Here is a 19074-nt window from a genome sequence, read left to right as displayed (position 1 = left end):
GTCATTCCGGGGCGGCTGCGCGCCTTCGCGCAGGCGAACCCGGAATCCCAGCATAGGAGTCTCTAGTCAGCTCCAACACTCTGAGATTCCCCGCCACTCCAATTGGAGTGGCTGAGGTTCGCACTACGCGGCTGCGCCGCTTCGTGGGCCCCGGAATGACGATGGACACTTTGGGATTTCCGGCGGCTATCCGGCACCGATCAGCGGGATCGCCTCGTCGCGTTCATAGAGATACAGCAAGCACCGCAGCGCCTCGCCGCGCTCGCCTGTCAGTTTCGGATTGTCCTGCAAAATCCGCAGCGCTTCGTCGCGCGCCTGCGTGATCAGCTGTGCATGGACTTCGGACCGCGCGATGCGAAAGCCGGGCATGCCGCTCTGACGTGTGCCGAGCACGTCGCCTTCGCCGCGCAGCTTCAAATCTTCCTCGGCAATCCGGAAGCCATCGGTGGAATCCTTGATTACCTTGAGGCGTTTGGTGGCGATCTCGCCGAGCGGCTCGCGATAGAGCAGGAGGCAGGTCGACGCCTCGGAGCCGCGCCCGATACGGCCACGGAGCTGATGCAACTGCGCGAGGCCGAAACGCTCGGCATTCTCGATTACCATGATCGTTGCGGCGGGCACGTCGACACCGACTTCGACCACGGTCGTGGCGACCAGGATCTGCGTCTCGCCGGCGGCGAAGCGCGCCATCGCCGCATCCTTTTCGGTGCCTTTCATTCGGCCGTGCACGATTCCAACCTTGTCGCCGAACCGCTGCTGCAGGCTCTCGAAGCGCTCTTCGGCATTGGTGAGTTTCGGGCCGTCCATTTCGGACTCTTCGACCAGCGGCACGATCCAGTAGATCAGCTTGCCGTTGTCCACGGCGCGGCCGATGCCGTCGATGACTTCCTGCAGCCGGCTCGCCGACATAGTGCGGGTCTCGATCGGCTGGCGGCCCGCCGGCTTCTCGCGCAGTTCCGAAATGTCCATGTCGCCAAAGTAAGTCAGCACCAATGTGCGTGGGATCGGCGTCGCCGACAGCACCAGCACATCCACCGCGCTGCCCTTGTTGGTGAGCGTGAGACGTTCGCGGACGCCGAAGCGGTGCTGCTCGTCGACGACAGCCAGTGCGAGCGCCTTGAATTCCACATCGTCTTGAATGAGCGCATGCGTGCCGACGATGAAGTCGATCTCGCCTGCGGCGAGCCGCGCCAGGATATCCTTGCGCTCGCGGCCTTTCTCGCGGCCGGTGAGGATGGCGACGCGCAGGCCTGCACGCTCCGCCAGCGGCGTGATGGTCTTGATGTGCTGGCGCGCGAGAATTTCCGTCGGCGCCATCAAGGCTGTCTGCTTGCCGACCTCGGCAGCGGCCGCAGCGGCCAGCAGCGCCACGACGGTCTTGCCCGAGCCGACATCGCCCTGCAGCAGCCGCAGCATGCGTAGCGGCTTGGTGAGATCGTCGGCAATGGCCGCGGTCGCCTGCTGCTGCGATAGCGTCAGCGCATAGGGCAGGGCGTCGATGATCTTGCGGCGGATGTGACCATCGCCGGCATTGCGATCGCCGGCGGGACGACGGAGTTGCGCACGCACCAGCGCCAGCGCGAGTTGGCCGGCGAGCAGTTCATCGAAAGCGAGACGCGACCAGAACGGCCCTTCCGGCAGGACGTCGGTGATCTCGACCGGGACATGCACGCGCTGCAACGCCTCCGCCAGCGATGGGAACTTGCAGCGCCGGATCACTTCCGGGCTGATCCATTCCGGCAGCGCCGGCAGCTTGGTCAGCGCCTGCGCGATGGCCTTGCGCAGCGAAGTGATCGCGAGGCCCTGGGTCAGCGGATAGACCGCGTCGATGCCCGTGAGTTTGGCGAAGCCCTCCTCGTCGACCACGCGGTCGGGATGGGTGATTTGGAGCATGCCGTCGAACAGCTGCGTCGTGCCGGACACATAACGTTTCTCGCCAACCGGCAGCAGCTTTTCGATCTGGCCCGGATACGTCCGGAAATAGGTCAGGATCACCGTGCCGGTGTCATCGTGGGCATAGACCAGATGCGGCGCGCGGGAGCGGCCGGGCGGCGGCTCGCGATGGCGGTCGACGATGACTTCGAGGGTCACCATGGCGCCGATCTCGGCCTCGTTGATCTTCGGCCTGTCGCGGCGGTCGATCAGGCTGACGGGGAGATGCAGCAGGAGATCGACGATGCGCGGGGTCTCGGCGCGGTCCAGCAGGAAGCGCAGCAGCTTGTCCTGCTTCGGCCCGATGCCGGACATGCTGGTGACCGGGACGAACAGGGGATTGAGCACTTCAGGGCGCATCAGGACGACTCAGGTGGCCAGCACGGCGAGAGAGCTACGGTATTTGCGAGACTTGGATGCATTTCAAGGCGAAAGCAATGCGTTATGAGGTGCTGACAGGGGCGGAAGCGGAGGCTATATGAGCCTGCCCGGCACGTCCGGGCTTTCTGCGTTTGCGGGCTTTGGGCGGGATGGACAGATGACGGGAACGACACGATCGAGCAATGGCCTGGATGACCGCCGCAAGCGGCTGCTGTTCCGCTGCTGGCACCGCGGCACGCGCGAGATGGATCTCATTCTGGGCCGCTTTGCGGATGCCGAGATCGGCATTCTGGCGGACCTCGAACTCAAGCAGCTCGAAGACCTGATTGGCCTCGAAGACCCCGAGCTCTATCCGGCCTTTGTCGGTGATACCCAATTGGACGAACAGTACCGCACGCCGCTGTTCGAGCGCATCAAGCTGTTCCGGAATCTGGACAAGCCTCTATGAAATCCCCCGTTGCCTCGCCGGCCGCGCAGCTTGCGCCCGGCCGTGCGCTGACCTTTGCCAATGTCGCCGAGGGCGCCGAAGGACTGATCGTTGCCGATCTGGCACGCGCCGTTGCGGCCAAGCCGAAGCCGCCGGCCGTCAGCCTGACCGTGATCTGCCGTGACGGGCCGCGGATGCAGCAGCTCGCGCGCTCGCTGGAATTCTTCGCGCCGGATCTGCCGGTGCTGCAATTCCCGGCCTGGGACTGCCAGCCCTACGACCGCGTCTCGCCCCATGGCGGCATTCTCGCGCATCGCATGACCACACTGGCGCGGCTGTCGCGCCTCACCGGCAGCGACAAGCCGATGATCGTGCTGACCACGGTCAACGCCGTCGTGCAGCGCGTGCCGGCCCGCGAGATCGTCGCGGCGCAGGCGCTGTCGGTCGCGCCCGGCCATGTGGTGCCGATGGACTCCATCGTCGCCTGGCTCGAACACAACGGCTACACCCGCTCCGGTACGGTGCGCGAGCCCGGCGAATATGCCGTGCGCGGCGGCATCCTCGATCTGTTTCCGGCGGGCCTCGACCAGCCGGTACGTTTCGACTTCTTCGGCGACAGCCTGGAATCGATCCGGGCCTTCGATGCCGAGACGCAACGCACGCTGATGGATATGCGCGCGCTGGATCTGGTGCCGGTGTCTGAATTCCAGCTCATCACCGAAACCATCCGCCGTTTCCGCATGGGCTATGTCGCGCAGTTCGGCGCGCCGGAGCGTGACGACCAGCTCTATGAAGCGGTCAGCGAAGGCCGCCGCCATCCCGGCATGGAGCACTGGCTGCCGCTGTTCCAGGACCGCATGGACACGCTGTTCGATTATCTGCCGGGCACGCCGGTTACCATCGAGCCGCAGGGCGAAGATGCCGCGACCGAACGCTTCAAGCAGATCGGCGATTATTACGAGGCGCGCCGCGAAGCCATGGGCATCCCCGGCGGCGGCGCGATCTACAAGCCGCTGCCGCCGGACCGGCTCTATCTGACCGACAGCGAGTGGCACAAACGGCTGGATGATCTCGCAATGGCGCGGTTGTCGCCGTTCGCCGTGCCGGACGGCACGCCGGGCGTGGTCGACGCGGGCGCACGGGCAGGCCGCAATTTCGCGCCGGAGCGCGCCGACGCCAATGTGAATGTGTTCGAGCGCGTGGTGGCTCATATCCAGGCGCTGCAGGCGGAGCGCAAGAAGGTCGTCGTTGCGCTGTGGAGCGAGGGCTCGCGCGACCGCATGGCCAGCATGCTGAAGGACCACAAGCTGCTCAACCAGCAGATGGTGAATTCCTGGCGCGCGGTGCAGGCGACGCCGCGCAACGAGACCATGCTGGCCGTCGTCGGCATGGAGAGCGGTTTCGAGACCGACCAGATCGCCGTCATCAGCGAACAGGACATCCTCGGCGACCGTCTGGTACGGCCGCGCAAGGCGAGCCGCAAGCTCGACAATTTCATCTCGGAAGTGACGAGCCTCGCGGCGGGCGACATCGTGGTGCATGTGGAGCACGGCATCGGCCGGTTCGTCGGGTTGCAGACGCTGCAGGTCGGCGGCGCGCCGCATGACTGTCTCGAACTGCGCTATGCCAACGAGACCAAGCTGTTTCTCCCCGTCGAGAATATCGAGCTGCTGTCGCGCTACGGCTCCGACGCGACCAATGTCGAGCTCGACAAGCTCGGCGGCTCCGGCTGGCAGGCCCGCAAGGCCAAGCTCAAGAACCGAATCCAGGAAATTGCCGGCGAACTCATCAAGATCGCGGCCGAGCGGCATCTGCGCGAGACCGAGCGGATCGTCGTACCGCGCGAGCAGTATGACGAATTCTGCGCGCGCTTCCCCTATGAGGAAACCGAGGACCAGCAGACCGCGATCAACGCCGCGCTGCACGATCTCGAACATGGCAAGCCGATGGATCGCCTGATCTGCGGCGATGTCGGCTTCGGCAAAACGGAAGTGGCCATGCGCGCCACCTTTGCCGTCGCCATGGAAGGCAAGCAGGTCGCCGTCGTGGTGCCGACCACGCTCCTGGCGCGTCAGCACGCGAAGAACTTCACCGAGCGCTTCAAGGGGTTTCCGGTGAATGTCGCGCAGGCCTCAAGGCTGGTCGCGCCGAAAGAACTGACAGCGACCAAGAAGGGCCTTGCGGATGGCTCCATCGACATCGTCGTGGGCACGCATGCGCTGCTCGGCAAATCCATCAAGTTCAAGGACCTGGGTCTCGTCGTGGTTGACGAGGAGCAGCACTTTGGCGTGACGCATAAGGAGCGGCTGAAGCAGCTCCGCGCCAATGTCCATGTGCTGACGCTGTCCGCGACGCCGATCCCGCGCACGCTGCAACTCGCACTCACCGGCGTGCGCGATCTGTCGATCATCGCCTCGGCGCCGGTCGATCGTCTCGCCGTGCGCACTTTCGTGGCGCCGCATGATCCCTTGATGATCCGCGAGGCGCTGCTGCGCGAGCGCTATCGCGGCGGTCAGGCGTTCTATGTGGTGCCGCGCATCGACGACCTCGCCGAGGTGAAGGACTTCCTCGACAAGCATGTGCCGGAGATGAAGGTCGCCGTGGCCCATGGCCAAATGGCGCCGACGGTCATCGAGGACATCATGTCGGCCTTCTATGACGGCAAATACGACATCCTGCTGTCGACCACGATCGTGGAGTCGGGCCTCGATATCCCGAACGCCAATACGCTGATCATCCACCGCGCCGACATGTTCGGTCTGGCGCAGCTCTATCAGCTCCGTGGTCGCGTCGGCCGCTCCAAGCTGCGCGCTTATGCGCTGTTCACGCTGCCGTCGACGCACAAGATCACCGGGCAAGCGGAACGCCGGCTGAAAGTGCTGCAGTCGCTGGAGAACCTCGGCGCCGGCTTCCAGCTCGCCTCGCACGATCTGGATATCCGCGGCGCCGGCAATCTGCTCGGCGAAGAGCAGTCCGGTCATATCAAGGAAGTCGGCTTCGAGCTCTACCAGTCGATGCTGGAAGAGGCGATCCTTGCGCTCAAGTCAGGCATCTCCGAGCCGGTCGCCGACAGGTGGTCGCCGACGATCACGCTCGGCATGCCGGTGATGATCCCCGACGATTTCGTCGCCGATCTTGCGGTGCGGCTGTCGCTGTATCGCCGGCTCGCCGATCTCGAAACCGATGACGAGATCGCTGCCTTCGCCGCCGAACTGCGCGACCGTTTCGGCGTGCTGCCGGACGAGGTGCGCTATCTGTTCAAGATCGCGGCCATCAAGGCCTATTGCCGCCGCGCCAATGTCGAGAAGGTCGATGCCGGTCCGAAGGGCGTTGTGATCTCGTTCCGCGACAACTCGTTCGCGCAGCCGGACCGACTGGTATTCTTCATCAAGCAGTATGGCCAGGCCGCCAAGGTGCGCCCAGACATGAAGGTGGTGTTCCTGCAGGATTGGGGAACACCGGAAGAACGTCTCGAAGGCGCAACAGAAATCCTGCGCGCGCTGGCGGGGCTCGCGGAGAGCAAGAAGGCGGCTTAACGACAACCGGCCGCCGGCATCGCTGCCGACGGCCGTTTGTTGAACTACGCGACGCTTACTTTGGATACTTGAATTCCGGAGCGGCCTTCAGCGCTTCCTTGGTGGTGTTCATCGACGCCACCCACTTGTTGTCCTTGTTCAGGCTCACCTTCACCGAAGCCGGCGAGACCGCGACATAGTGTTCGCCCATGCCGAGGAAGCCGCCGACTGACAGAATCAGCGCGTCGACCTGATTGTTCTTGATTGCGAGATCGCTGATCTCGCCGATCGTTTCATCCTTCTGGTTGGTGATGTTCAGGCCCTTGAGCTTGGACGAGAACATCTCCTCCTTGGAGACGGTCGAAAACTTTGCCTCGGCGGGCGCAGCACCCGTCGTGACTGTCGACTGCGCGAGAACCGGCGTGGCGAGAAGGGCGAGGGAAGCGGTGATCAGTGCAAGCTTTTTCATTATCGTTGTCTCCATTGCAGATGCACCTACAATGCGATGTTCGATACTTCGTTCCTGATTTTATTTCTGGAACTAAGACGCTGCGCGTTGCGCGTCCTCGCCATGCAGGCGCGCCAGCAGCGACTTCGCGGTATCCGTTGGCTCCATCGTGATCACCGTGACATGGGGATCGTTGCGCGCATCGCGCTTGGGTCCGTGCATGGTGTGCTTCATCACGCTGGAGAGGCGCCTGGCGATCATATGGGCGTTGCGCTGGTCGGTTTCGGCGAAAGCGACCACGATCGAGCCGTCACTCTGCAGCGTGCCGAAGTCCATCCGCCGCATCAGCCGGCTGATGATCCGCGCAGCGTCGCGCTGCGCGCGCAGCGGGATATTGTCGAATGAGAACCGGGCCATCGATAATCCGCCGCCGCGGGTCTGTGTGTGATAGACGGCGGTCGCGATGTCGCGTTCGAAGGCGGCAGCCGTCAGCAGGCCAGTGGCGGGATCGAGCAGCCCGTCGGATTCGATCGACTTCAAGGTGCGGCCGAGACGTGCCTCGAAGGCATGCTGGCGCAGCAGCGGCAGCGCCGTGGCCGCGACGGTATCGGCGTCGCCGACGACCATTTCGAGATTGGCAAGATCGTAGCTCGGCGTCAGGCCGGGCACGGTGACGACAACGGGCAGATTGCGGAAGCGTGCGTCCTCGGTGAGGACAGTGAGAAACGCGTCAACGACGCGCGTGCTGAAGCCTTCGCCGATGACGATGCCGTCGAGGTCGCGCGCATTGAGATGCTTGGCGGCAGCCTCGATGCTGAGCGCGCCGACCACGCCGACGCGTTCGCCGAGCGCAACCGACAGCGCGGCATAACCACCGCCGCGGCCGATCAGCATCACCGTCGCATCGTCCAGCGGGTCCGACTGCAGGGACATGCGATGCAGGTTTTCGGCGGTCAGGCGTCGCATGACCGTGGCGTGCAGCGTGCGCACACGCAGCGCGTTGCGCAGTCGCGCGCTGAGTCGATCGAAATTGCCGTCGGTCTGCGTGAGCGGGATCGCATGGCCGGGCAAGTCCGTGGCGGGATCGATCGCGATCAGCGGCACATAAGGTTGCTTGGCGCCAAGGCGCTTCGCCAGCGCCTGGAAGGTCGGCATGTCGTCAGCGGAAGCCGACACCACGACGGCGGCCGGCTGTACCCGCGCCACCGCATCCAGTGCCTCGGCCCATGTCGCATCGACAACCGGGAAGATGTTGCTCTCCGCCAGGGCTGTCGCAAACGCGGCCGGCTGCTGGTTGGAGACGGCGACGATCGTGGCCTGGTCGGACATGCTTGAGCTGAACCTCTACGCGAAACTGATCGCGGCAGGCTAGCCCGACGTCCTTAATGCAGAGTCAATGAGATCGCTCGCATTTTCAGGATCGCTTTTGCTCGCTCAGTCGGCTGCGGCACGGTCGCGGAAGGCTTCGACCATCAGCGGATTGAGGCCGAGTTCCGTCAGAGCGTCGCGGGCGCGGCCGTTATTGCTGGCGCGGCCGGCGAGGCGGTAGCCGCTGAGCCGATCGGGGAGCGCGGTAAGCATCGCGTTCTCGCCGAGCCGCTTGGCCCATTCGTTGAGGTCCTGCGCCAGAAAGCGATAGCCGCCGACGGCCATGATGCCCGAGGGCGGCGCAGTGATGTTGATCGCGCCGGTCGCACGGTCGAGCCGGGCCATATAGCCGGTATCGACATAATCGAGCGGCTGGGCGGGGATCAGCGCGTTGCTGGCGTCAGCCTGGGCCGTATAGGCCAGCACCGGCACCATCGGGCCGCGGAGGCCCAGCGTGCCCCTGGGCGTCAGCATGATATCGCCGGCAATGGAGGAGCCTTGCTGGGCGCGCGGCGCGCCATGCGGGCCCGGCATGATGGGGACGGGCAAGCCGTCGCCGCCGCGGATGGCGCCGAACAGACCGGCTTCGCCGAACAGATAGACGTCGGTGAACGATGCCTGGGAGCCCGGCCATGCAGGCGAGGCGGCGACCTGTTCAGGCGCGCGCCACAGGCCGAGCACATAACGCAGCACCGGAGACCGATCGAGCAACCCGCCTTCGGCGAGGCGCTGCGCCAGCGGCGCCGGCGCCACCAGCACGTCGCAGGCGTTGGCAGCGATGCTACGTTCCAGCACCGCATTGTCGAACGGATGATGCAGGGCCAGCACGCCGCCAGAGAGCAACCAGGTCACCAGCGACGAGGCGATACTGGCGAAAGACGACGGCACCAGCGCCGACATGATCGTGGCGCCCTGCGGCATGCCGCTTTCCAGGAACACAGCAAGGCCGCCCGAGATCAGGTTGAGATGCGTGCGCGGCACTGCGCGGAAGCCATCGGACGTGACATCGAAGGAGACGATGGCCGCGCGGCGGGCGTCCTGCACCACCGGTGTGGGTTCGGCGAATTCGCCCGTCAATACGGCGTCGAGCGGGGTCATGCCTTCCGGCAGGTCGCTGCCGAAGCCGCCGACATAGCGGATCGAGAAGGCTTCAGCCGCAGCGTTCATGATCAGATCGGCATGGCTGACGCCATCGATCTTGCTCGACGTCACCAGCGCACGCGCACTGCAGCGATTCAGTGCCATGGTCAGGTCGGCCTGGCGCCAGAGCTGCGGCAGCATCGCGACGACGAGGCCGGCGCGATGCGCAGCCAGCACGGTCAGCACGAATTCCACGGTGTTCGGCAATTGGACGGCGATGACCGAATTGGCGGGGAGGCCGGCCTCCATGAAATGCGCCGTCAGCGCCGAGATCGCGCGGTCGGCATCCGCAAAGGTCAGCCGCTGCGGTTCCGTCGCCGTGATGCGCAGCTTGTCGGCGGGATCGACCAGCGCCAGCGCCTGCGGCTGCCGGCTGAGAATGCGGCGAAACAGACCGTCGAGGGTGGGCGAGGCGTTCGGCGTGGGTGATGTCACGGTGTCACTTCCGGTTCGGCGGCGAAGCTGGCAGCGTTCTGGCCCACCAGGTCTCCGGCAAATAGCCTGAGAGTGCGATGGTCGAAGGTCGTTCTATCCGATTCCATCGCGCAATCCATTGCTCGCCGACATAGTAGAGCGGGATAGCGTAGAAACCGGCGATCAGCGCGCGGTCCATGGCGCGGACGGCATCGACGAAGGGACCGTGGTCGCGGGCCTCCAGCATGGCGGAGATCATGGCGTCGACCGCGGGATTCTTCGCGCCCATGTAGTTGCGGGTGCCGGGATTGTCGGCGGCTTCCGAACCCCAGTAGAACGACTGTTCGTTGCCCGGCGACAGCGACTGATCCCAGCGATTCTGGATCATGTCGAATTCGAAATTGATGCGGCGCTGGTCGAACTGCACGGCATCGATAGAGCGAATATTGGCAATGATGCCGGCGCGCTTGAGATCGCGTGCATAGGCCAGCGCGATGCGTTCCTGATCGCGGGTGGTGACGAGGATCTCGAAGGCGAGGGGCGTTTTGTCTGACTGCCGCCGCAGCACGTTGTTATCGAGCACGTAGCCGGCATCCTTCAGCAGTGCCAGCGCAGTTCGCAGCGCGGGACGGTCACGGCCCGAACCATCGCTGACCGGCAAGCGGTAGCTGCCATCGAGAATGTTGGCCGCGATGCTTGCGCCATAGGGCTGCAGCAGCGTTCGTTCGCGATCATCCGCTGAGCGCATGTAGGCCGAGAGATCCGAGCCCGCGAAGAAGCCGGCCGAACGGGCATAGAGGCCGAAGAAGTAGGTGCGGTTGATCCACTCGAAATCGAACAGCAGCGTCAGCGCCTGACGTACGCGGATATCGGCGAACATCGGCCGCCGCGTGTTGAACACCAGAAATTCCGACGGCTTCGGCAGGCCGGTCTTGATGCTGTCGCGGATCACTTCGCCGGACGTGGCGGCGGGGAATGTGTAGCCGTCGTGCCAGCGCAGCGGCTCATTCTCGACGCGGAAGTCGTAGAGGCCGCGCTTGAAGGCTTCGAAATGGGTGTTGGCCTCGCGATAGTAGTCGAGGCGGATCTCGTCGAAGTTCCACAGCCCGCGATTGATCGGCAGATCGCGGCCCCAATAAGCGAGATTGCGGGTGAGGGTCACCGCGGCGCCGGGTTTCACACCCGTCACCGTATAGGGCCCGGAGCCCAGCGGCGGCGCCATCGAGGTTTCCTCGAACGTGTCGGGATTGACGGCGTGTTTCGGCAGCACCGGCATCAGGCCGAGGATCAGCGGCAATTCGCGATCCGCCTGGCCGCCGAAGTCGAAGCGCACCGTGCGCTCATCCAGCGCCTCGGCCTTGGCGACTTTCGAATAATACTGCCGGTGATTGGGCCGGCCCTTGTCGCGCAGCAACTGCCAGGAGAACAACACGTCTGCAGCGAGGACGGGCTTGCCGTCGGAGAATTGGGCCTGGGGATTGATCCGGAAGGTGACGAAGCTTCTGGTATCGTCGGTTTCGACGCTCTCGGCGAGCAGGCCATAAAGCGTGAAGGCCTCGTTCTGGCCGCGGGCCATCAGGCTTTCGATCACATAGCCGCGCATCTGCGGCACCGCGATGCCCCGGACGATGAAGGGATTGAGACTGTCGAAGGTGCCGAGCACGCCCTGGACCATGCGGCCGCCTTTCGGCGCGTCGGGATTGGCATAGGGCATCTGCCTGAAATCGGGTGGCAGGGCCGGGGCGCCGTGCATGGCGATCGCGTGGCTGGGATCGGCCTGTGCGGAATCGGCCACTGGGGCGGCCAGAGCTGTCCAGCAGGCCAGCGCCGCGATCACCTTGGACAGGGTCGAGAGACCCTGTGCATGTGTGCGATTTGATTCGGTTGATTTCACAGAGGAACTTTACCATGGCTGCCCGCCCCGAACCTGTGCCGTGCATCAAATAGGGCTGGCGCCATTGATCTTTTCGTCGGCCGCTGTATTGAAAGCGGACAATTGACGAGGACGGCGCGGCCTGTCACGTAACGGCCTTAATTGGCACCGAGACACCCGCCAACGGGTGACTGTCAGCGCCGCCTCCGGGATATGAGCGCCTCCGTTCAGAAAGGGTTTTCCGAAATGAATTTCCGTCTCTTGGCTGCGTCGGTTCTGCCGCGCGGGCGGGGCTTCGCGCTTCTGGCGGCGACGGCCTTGACCGCCACGATGATCGCTCCGGTTGCGCATGCGCAGGCTCCCGCGCCTGCTGCGCCGCCGGCCGCGGCGCCGAAGGCTGCTGCGCCTAAGGCTGCCCCGAAGGCCGCTCCGAAGGCTGCTGCTCCGGCCGCTCCCGCCGCCCAGGCGCCGGCCGCAGGTGCGCCGCCGGCCGATCAGCAGGTTCAGCTGATTTATGCGCCCTGGACCAAGTTCTGCCTCAAGGGCCAGGACGCTAACGCCAAGCAGGTCTGCTTCACCGGCAAGGACGGTCGCATCGAGTCGGGCCAGCCCGTCATCGCCGCCGTCATCATCGAGCCGGAAGGCGAACCGAAGAAGATCCTGCGCGTGACGCTGCCGCTCGGCATGCAGCTCGTGCACGGCACCCGCGTGATCGTGGACAGCAATGCCCCTGCGCAGAGCCCCTATGTGATCTGCTTCGCCAACGGCTGTATGTCCGATTACGAAGTCACTCCGGAGCTGCTGGCCAATCTGAAGAAGGGCCAGAACCTGATCGTGCAGGCGATCAACTCCAACGGCGCACCGCTGACGCTGCCGCTGCCGCTGGCCGAATTCGCCAAGGCCTATGACGGCCCGCCGACCGATCCGAAGGTGTTCGAGGAAACCCAGAAGAAGCTGCAGGAAGAGCTGCAGAAGCGCGCAGCGGAAGCCCGCGCCAAGCTCGAAGCCCAGCAGCCGGCAGCTGGTGCAGCACCGGCGGCTCCGGCCAATCCGGCCGCGAAGTAAGCTGGTTTAAAAGACAAACGAAAAGGCGCTCAGAAATGAGCGCCTTTTTTGTTGGGGTGAGGTGTTGACCCATCCACGTCATTGCGAGCGCAGCGAAGCAATCCAGCAAGCCAAAAGCTGGATTGCTTCGTCGCAAGTGCTCCTCGCAATGACGGACGAGGGAGAGGCGTGAAACATTAAGCGGGCTAATTCAGCGACGGATTGCGCGGCCGATAACTGCCGGACTTGTCCTTGATGAAGATCTCGGCGACCTGGGAATGCCGGATCGGCTCGCCGGATTCATCGGGAAGCAGGTTCTGCTCGGAGACATAAGCGACGTATTCCGACTCAGAATTCTCGGCCAGCAGATGGTAAAATGGCTGATCCTTGTTCGGACGGACGTCTTCGGGGATCGACAGCCACCATTCTTCGGTGTTGTTGAATTCCGGATCGATGTCGAACACCACCCCCCGGAACGAAAAGATCCGGTGGCGGACGATCTGTCCAATCTGGAATTTGGCGGTCCGCGCTTTAATCATTCTGGTCGAATAGACCAGGATTGTGGCCGATGCTAGAGGCAAACGACGGAATTAAGACAGCCGGAAGCCGCTCCCCGCTATCCCGCCCGCCGGGCCAAGAACCAAGAAAAACACGCTCGACATGATGGACGTCCTCAATCTTGCACTGCCGTATTTCGGGCTGATCTTCATCGGCTTCGCCTGCGGCAAGGTGAAGAACCTGCCCGAAACGGGCCTCGCCTGGATGAATTTTTTCCTTCTGTATGTGTCGTTGCCGGCGCTGTTCTTTCGCATCATGGCCAAGACGCCGTTCGAGGAGCTCAACAATCTGCCCTTCGTGATCGGAACCACGCTGGCGACCGCGACGGCGTTCTTTCTGTCGGTCGGCACCGGTAAATTCCTGGGCCGGCTGACCATGCGCGAGGCCGGGATGGCGGGGCTCGCCGGCGGCTATGGCAATATCGGCTATATGGGCCCGGGGCTGGCGCTGGCGGTGCTCGGCCCCAAGGCGGCAGTGCCGACCGCTTTGGTGTTCTGTTTCGACAGCATCTTCCTGTTCTCGATCGCGCCGCTGATGATGGCGCTGACCTCAGGCGACAAGCGCCCGCTGCTGCCGACCATTGGCATCGTCATCAAGCATATCGTGCTGCATCCGCTGATCGTGGCAGCCTATCTCGGCGCCTTTGTCGCGGCGTTTCACATCCAGATGCCGGTCGCGGTCGACGGCATGCTGCTGTTCCTGCAGAATTCGGCGGCGCCCGTCGCATTGTTCGCACTCGGCGTCACGGTCGCTCTGCGTCCTCTGGGACGCGTGCCATGGGAAATCCCGGGCCTGATTTTCATCAAGCTGTTGCTGCATCCCTTGATCGTGTTCGGCCTGATGCTGTTGCTCGGACCGTTCCCGCCGGTATGGGCCGCGACGGCCGTGCTGCTCGCGTCATTGCCGCCGGCGCTGAACGTGTTCGTGATCGCGCGGCAATACGATAGCTGGATCGAACCGGCATCGGTTGCGGTGTTGCTCGGTACGTTCGTGTCCGTGCTGACGCTCACTTCGGTGATGTATTTCCTGAAGAGCGGCCAGATCGCGTTCCCTTAGGACGCGCGAGATCTCTAGGAAGCATTCTTGCGCCACGATGGCGACAGGCCCTCGCGCATCGCAAGGCGGCGCAACGGGCCTATGGACCCCATCGCATGCATGCCGGCCGCACGGATCACCTGCATCGGCAAGAGATCGCTGAGCAGCGAACGGTTCGCCATGTCGATGGCGAAGGTTCGCGAGGCGATGTCGCTGCGCCGGATCTTCTCGAAACGCGCCAGCACCGGCGCTGCCCCGATATCCGCGCCATTCATGCCGGCATCGCGAACGACGTCAGCGATATCGCCGGCGTCGCGCAGGCCAAGATTGAGACCCTGCGCACCGATCGGCGGCACCACATGGGCGGCTTCGCCGACCAGTACGATGCGGTTCTTTGCTAGCTGTGTGGGCTGCTCGATGGCCAATGGAAACACATGCCTGCCGGGCTCGACCTGAACCCGGCCGAGGATCGAATGCGATTGTTTCTCGGCGGCGTCCGACAATGCCTCGTCGCTCAATGCCATCAGGCGCTCGGCATCCCGGGGCTTGTTGACCCAGACGACGCTGGAGCGATTGCCGGGCAGGGGCACGAACACGCAGGGACCGGCGGGGGTGTGAAACTCCGTCGACATGTTCTTGTGCGGCCGGCTATGCGCGATGTTGAAGGTCAGCGCGGTCTGGTCAAGCGCGCGTCGCTTGACTGAAATGCCCGCGGCCTCGCGGCACAGGGACTGGCGGCCATCGGCGCCGACGACCAGCCGCGCCACCAGGACCTGGCCTTGCCGCGTGCGGACCTGAACCTGCATCTCGTCCGGCGAGACCGTATCGGCTTCATCATCGATGCGAATGAGATTGGTCAATTCCGCGGCGCGCGCTTCGAGCGCGATCATCAATTCGCGGTTCTCGATATTGTAGCCGAAGGTCTCGAGGCCGATCTCGCTGCAGACGAATTTGACTTCGGGGGCGCGGATCAGCCGGCCCGTGTCGTCCACCAGCCGCATGGTCGTCAGCGCGGCCGCCTTGTCGGCGCAGCGGCGCCAGACGTCGAGGCTTTCCAGAAACGCGACGGAGCCGCCCAGCAGCGCGGTGGTGCGGTTGTCGCCATAGGGGACGCGGCGGGCGACGAGGGCGGTACGGGCACCGGTCTCGGCCAGCGCGAGGGCGGCAGCAAGGCCGGCAGGACCGCCGCCGACAACGGCGACATCATAGATGGAGGTGGAAACAGGGGTCTCGGTCATGGCCGGACCATCGGCCTTTGGCCCGGTATTTTCAAGCCGTTACGCGCCGCGGAATCGTTCCCGCGTGATCGGGCGGCCGAGTGCCGCATCGGTGCCTGTGCAAATCGGGCGGATTCCTGCTAGCAATTCCCGGCACATGACCGCTTCGAGTCCGGACCAACTCCCGTCGTCGTCACGATCCGCGCGCGCGGCGGCGTTCTCGGTTCACATCTTTACTGCGCTCGGTGCCGGTGTGGCACTCATCGCCATGATGAGCGCCGTGCGCGGCGAATGGGCTGTGATGTTCGGCTGGCTCGGTTTGGCGCTGATCATCGACGGGCTCGATGGCCCGATCGCCCGACACTTCGACGTCGGCCGCGTGTTGCCGGATTGGTCGGGCGACGCGCTCGATTTCGTGGTCGACTTCCTCACTTACGTCTTCGTGCCGGCCTATGCGATCGCGGCCTCCGGTCTGTTGGTGCCGTGGACAGCGGTGTTGCTCGGTGCCGGGATCGTCATCACCAGCGCATTATATTTTGCCGACAAACGCATGAAGACCGACGACAACCACTTTCGCGGTTTTCCGGCACTGTGGAATGGGGCGGCGTTCTATCTGTTCCTGCTGCAACCATCATCCGTCATAGCCAGCCTTGCGATGCTGGCGCTGATTGTCCTGACCTTTGTGCCGGTGCATGTGCTGCATCCCGTTCGCGTGACGCGTCTGCGCCGGTTGAACCTGTCGCTGATGGCGATATGGGCTGTGCTGGCCGTCATCACGCTGATACAGAACTTCGCTGTTGCTTTGCCTATTACGGTAGCGCTCTGCGCGATCGCTTTTTACATTGTCTGCGGTGACGCCGTCATCCGCCTCATGAGGCCCTCCAAATCATGATCGAACTGTTTTCCAGCCCTGAAGCCTGGGCCGCGCTCTTGACGCTGACCGCGCTCGAAATCGTACTTGGTATCGACAATGTGATTTTCCTGTCGGTGCTGGTGTCGCGGCTGCCGGAGCCGCAGGCCACCCGCGCACGCCAGATCGGTCTCGCGCTGGCGCTGGTGTTCCGCATCATCCTGCTGAGTGTCCTCGTCTGGCTGATCGGCCTGACCGAACCCGTCATCACGGTGAGAGGCCTCGCATTCTCCTGGCGCGATCTAATCCTGATCGGTGGCGGTCTGTTCCTGATCGCCAAGGCAACGCACGAGATTCATGCCGAGGTCGAGGCGCGCGAGGGACCCGGCAACGAGAAGCCGGCACCGAACGCCTTTGCCTGGGTGATCCTGCAGGTTATCGTCGTTGATCTCGTGTTCTCGCTCGACTCCATCATCACTGCGATCGGCATGGCACAGGACATCGAGATCATGGTGGCCGCCGTCATCATTGCCTGCGCGGTGATGTATGTATCGTCCGGACCCGTGGCGCGCTTTGTGGCGCAATATCCGACCACCAAGATGCTGGCGCTGGCCTTCCTGGTGTTGATCGGCGTCTCACTGATGGCGGATGGATTTAAATTCCACATCCCGCGTGGCTACATCTATTTCGCCATCCTGTTCTCGGCGGCGGTCGAGTTGTTCAACGTGCTGGCGAAGCGCAACCGCCGAAAGCGGGCCCAGCCGGGCACAGGTTGACATCACGCGACTGTCGGTTATCGCTTGAGACCAAAGTCACTCAGGGAGATTGAACGATGACCAAAGCCGTCCGCGTCCACGAGATCGGTGGACCCGAAGTCCTCACTTATGAAGACGTGCAGGTCCCGGCACCGGCTGCGGGCGAGGTGCGCATCCGCCAGCATGCCATCGGTGTCAATTTTATCGATACATACTTCCGCAGCGGCCTCTACAAGGCGCCGCAGCTACCGTTCATTGCCGGTAATGAGGCCTCGGGCGAAGTGATCGAGGTCGGTCCGGGCGTCACCGGCTTTCATCCCGGCGACCGCGTCGCCTATTATTCGGCCCTCGGCAGCTATGCCACCGAGCGCGTGTTTGCCGCCGACCGGCTGGTGAAACTGCCCGATCGCATCACCCACGAGCAGGGTGCCGTGCTGATGCTGAAGGGCCTCACGGTCTGGTATCTGCTGCACAAGACTTTCAAGGTCGAGCCGCATCACCGCGTGCTGATCCATGCTGCAGCGGGCGGCATCGGTCTGCTCGCCTGCCAGTGGGCGAAAGCCATGGGCGCGCATGTGATCGGCACTGTCGGCTCGAAGGAGAAGGGCGAGTTGGCGCTGGCCAATGGCTGCGATCACGTCATCTATTACAACGAAGAGAACTTCGTCGATCGCGTGAAGCAGATCAGCCGTAACGAACTCTGCGACGTGGTCTATGACGGCGTTGGCAAGACCACCTATCCGGGGTCGCTGTCATGCCTGAAGCCACGCGGCATGTGGGTGTCGTTCGGCAACGCGTCGGGTCCTGTGCCGCCATTCGCCATCGCCGAACTCAATAATCACGGCTCGCTGTTCGCGACGCGTCCGAAGCTGAATGACTATGTCGCCAAGCGCTCGGAATTGCTGGAGGGCGCCGACACGCTGTTCTCGGCTGTGATCGACGGAAAGCTGCATGTGCCGATCAATCACGCTTATGCGCTGAAGGATGCGGCCAAGGCGCATGTGGATCTGGAAGCACGCAAGACCACGGGCGCGGTGATTTTGAAGGTGTGAGGTTGCTTTCTTCTCCCTCCCTCAAGCGGCGAAGCCGCGCAGCGGGGAGGGTGGCACGAAGCGAGCGTTCAGCGAGCATCGTGACGGGTGGGATGGTGCCGCATAGTGTGACGTCACGTGGGGCACCCCCACCCCGGCCTATCGGCCGACCCTCCCCACTGCGCTTCGCTTGGGGGAGGGTGCCACTGGTATCGGCGTTCTAGCTAGAACCCCGCCACCGTCCCGTGCAGATCATACGCATCCGCGCGCTCGATCTTCGCGGTGACGATCTCGCCGACCTTCAACGGGGCGCGAGCGGAGAATTAGACGGGGCGTAGATCTGATGAACTGCCCGATCGGACAGGCTTACTGCTCTTTTTTGTATCGATCTTCTTTTTTAAGTTGAATTGGAATGCGCGCCTTTGCTTGGTGACCTCATACAACACAATGCCAGACGAGGTACCCAAATTGAGGCTTTCAATAATCCCATACATGGGAATGTTGATGCAGAGATCGCTCCGTTTGATAGCAGTCTCGCTAATTCCTGTTCCTTCATTTCCGAACCAGACAGCAAGTTTTTTGTATGACGTGTAGTCGTGCTCATGAAGCACAACGTTCTTGCGTCCTTTCACATGGGGCGACGTAACAACCGAAACAAAGCCATTTTTGTTCAAATGATCCATGCAGCTGTCCGTGTCTTTGAACTTCTTGACAAAGCTCCATTTGATAGCAGATGCGGAAATTGCACTCAGCTTCCGCTTTTCGCGCATCTCCTCCCATTCATCAGGCAACGAATTCTGGTTCGTTATGACGTAAGCTTTCTCGACGCCGAGTGCGTTAACATTTCTAATAATTGTGCCAATGTTTCTTACGTCCGTGGGATTCTCAATGACGGCAATCAGGTTTTTGCACCTGAAGTCTTTGATCTTGTCCGCCCGAGCGCGAAGCGTCGGCTTAGACGTTGATTTCTCTTCCATGACTGACCCATGCGAATACAACGGAGCGTTCCAAGACGCTCGCGATCATATCGCATCGGTGGGAGATTTGAAGCGGGGTATTTAAAGTGTTTGATACCGCCGGTTCTAA

15 protein-coding genes are annotated in these 19074 nt (G+C 63.2%); 7 read left to right on the top strand and 8 right to left on the bottom strand.

Annotated elements, in window-relative coordinates:
- Positions 1-186 precede the first annotated feature (186 nt).
- A complete protein-coding gene (gene recG, locus LPB73_RS12275; RefSeq protein ID WP_231080728.1) occupies positions 187-2292 on the bottom strand; it encodes an ATP-dependent DNA helicase RecG in 2106 nt (701 codons plus the stop codon).
- Positions 2293-2470: 178 nt separating this feature from the next.
- Here recG and LPB73_RS12270 point away from each other — a divergent pair, with 178 nt between their 5' ends.
- Positions 2471-2761 (top strand): succinate dehydrogenase assembly factor 2, encoded by a 291-nt coding sequence (locus LPB73_RS12270; protein ID WP_089264393.1) that lies wholly within the window; start codon positions 2471-2473, stop codon positions 2759-2761.
- The gene (gene mfd / locus LPB73_RS12265; RefSeq protein WP_231080727.1) at positions 2758-6276 is read left to right on the top strand and encodes a transcription-repair coupling factor; all 3519 of its coding nucleotides are present in this window, start codon (positions 2758-2760) and stop codon (positions 6274-6276) included. The genes LPB73_RS12270 and mfd overlap by 4 nt, the downstream gene beginning before the upstream one ends.
- 55 nt (positions 6277-6331) lie before the next feature.
- Here the strand turns inward: mfd and LPB73_RS12260 are convergent, their stop codons facing one another.
- From LPB73_RS12260 to LPB73_RS12245, 4 genes are all read right to left on the bottom strand, one after another.
- Positions 6332-6724, bottom strand: a complete 393-nt coding sequence (locus tag LPB73_RS12260; protein WP_093758623.1) for a PRC-barrel domain-containing protein — start codon at positions 6722-6724, stop codon at positions 6332-6334.
- A 72-nt stretch (positions 6725-6796) separates the two neighbouring features.
- On the bottom strand, positions 6797-8032 hold the full coding sequence (locus tag LPB73_RS12255) for a GGDEF domain-containing protein (protein ID WP_231080726.1): 1236 nt from the start codon (positions 8030-8032) through the stop codon (positions 6797-6799).
- Positions 8033-8137: 105 nt separating this feature from the next.
- Positions 8138-9646, bottom strand: coding sequence for a class I adenylate-forming enzyme family protein (locus LPB73_RS12250; RefSeq protein ID WP_231080725.1), 1509 nt, complete (start codon positions 9644-9646; stop codon positions 8138-8140).
- Between the two features lie 4 nt (positions 9647-9650).
- Positions 9651-11378 carry an extracellular solute-binding protein gene (locus LPB73_RS12245; protein WP_231081140.1) on the bottom strand — a complete coding sequence of 576 codons (1728 nt, stop codon included), beginning with the start codon at positions 11376-11378 and terminating at the stop codon, positions 9651-9653.
- 366 nt (positions 11379-11744) lie between these two features.
- On the opposite strand from LPB73_RS12245, the gene LPB73_RS12240 reads away from it, so the two are divergent.
- The gene (locus LPB73_RS12240; RefSeq protein WP_093758618.1) at positions 11745-12563 is read left to right on the top strand and encodes an invasion associated locus B family protein; all 819 of its coding nucleotides are present in this window, start codon (positions 11745-11747) and stop codon (positions 12561-12563) included.
- Between the two features lie 185 nt (positions 12564-12748).
- Here the strand turns inward: LPB73_RS12240 and hspQ are convergent, their stop codons facing one another.
- Positions 12749-13081 carry a heat shock protein HspQ gene (hspQ, locus tag LPB73_RS12235; RefSeq protein ID WP_089264388.1) on the bottom strand — a complete coding sequence of 111 codons (333 nt, stop codon included), beginning with the start codon at positions 13079-13081 and terminating at the stop codon, positions 12749-12751.
- Positions 13082-13202: 121 nt separating this feature from the next.
- Between hspQ and LPB73_RS12230 the strand changes: the two genes are divergently transcribed.
- Positions 13203-14156, top strand: a complete 954-nt coding sequence (locus LPB73_RS12230; RefSeq protein ID WP_231080724.1) for an AEC family transporter — start codon at positions 13203-13205, stop codon at positions 14154-14156.
- 14 nt (positions 14157-14170) lie between these two features.
- On the opposite strand, the gene LPB73_RS12225 is transcribed toward LPB73_RS12230, so the two are convergent.
- Entirely contained in the window at positions 14171-15373 is a 1203-nt protein-coding gene (locus tag LPB73_RS12225; protein ID WP_231080723.1) for a UbiH/UbiF family hydroxylase, read from the bottom strand.
- Positions 15374-15509: 136 nt separating this feature from the next.
- On the opposite strand from LPB73_RS12225, the gene pcsA reads away from it, so the two are divergent.
- Genes pcsA through LPB73_RS12210 form a run of 3 tightly spaced genes read left to right on the top strand, consistent with a single transcriptional unit; the run spans position 15510 to position 18009 of the window.
- Positions 15510-16244, top strand: coding sequence for a phosphatidylcholine synthase (pcsA, locus tag LPB73_RS12220; protein WP_231080722.1), 735 nt, complete (start codon positions 15510-15512; stop codon positions 16242-16244).
- Positions 16241-16978 (top strand): TerC family protein, encoded by a 738-nt coding sequence (locus LPB73_RS12215; RefSeq protein WP_089264384.1) that lies wholly within the window; start codon positions 16241-16243, stop codon positions 16976-16978. Before pcsA ends, LPB73_RS12215 begins: the two co-directional genes overlap by 4 nt.
- 56 nt (positions 16979-17034) lie before the next feature.
- Complete coding sequence (locus LPB73_RS12210; RefSeq protein ID WP_068731670.1) at positions 17035-18009, top strand: quinone oxidoreductase family protein; 975 nt, start codon at positions 17035-17037, stop codon at positions 18007-18009.
- Between the two features lie 302 nt (positions 18010-18311).
- Here LPB73_RS12210 and LPB73_RS12205 read toward each other — a convergent pair whose 3' ends face one another.
- Complete coding sequence (locus LPB73_RS12205) at positions 18312-18965, bottom strand: TrmH family RNA methyltransferase (RefSeq protein ID WP_231080721.1); 654 nt, start codon at positions 18963-18965, stop codon at positions 18312-18314.
- Positions 18966-19074: the final 109 nt, after the last annotated feature.

Source organism: Tardiphaga sp. 37S4 (assembly GCF_021044645.1).
Lineage (GTDB): Bacteria > Pseudomonadota > Alphaproteobacteria > Rhizobiales > Xanthobacteraceae > Tardiphaga > Tardiphaga robiniae.
The sequence above is the reverse complement of the archived record's forward strand: the minus strand, read 5'-3'. Positions and strand labels throughout refer to the sequence as shown.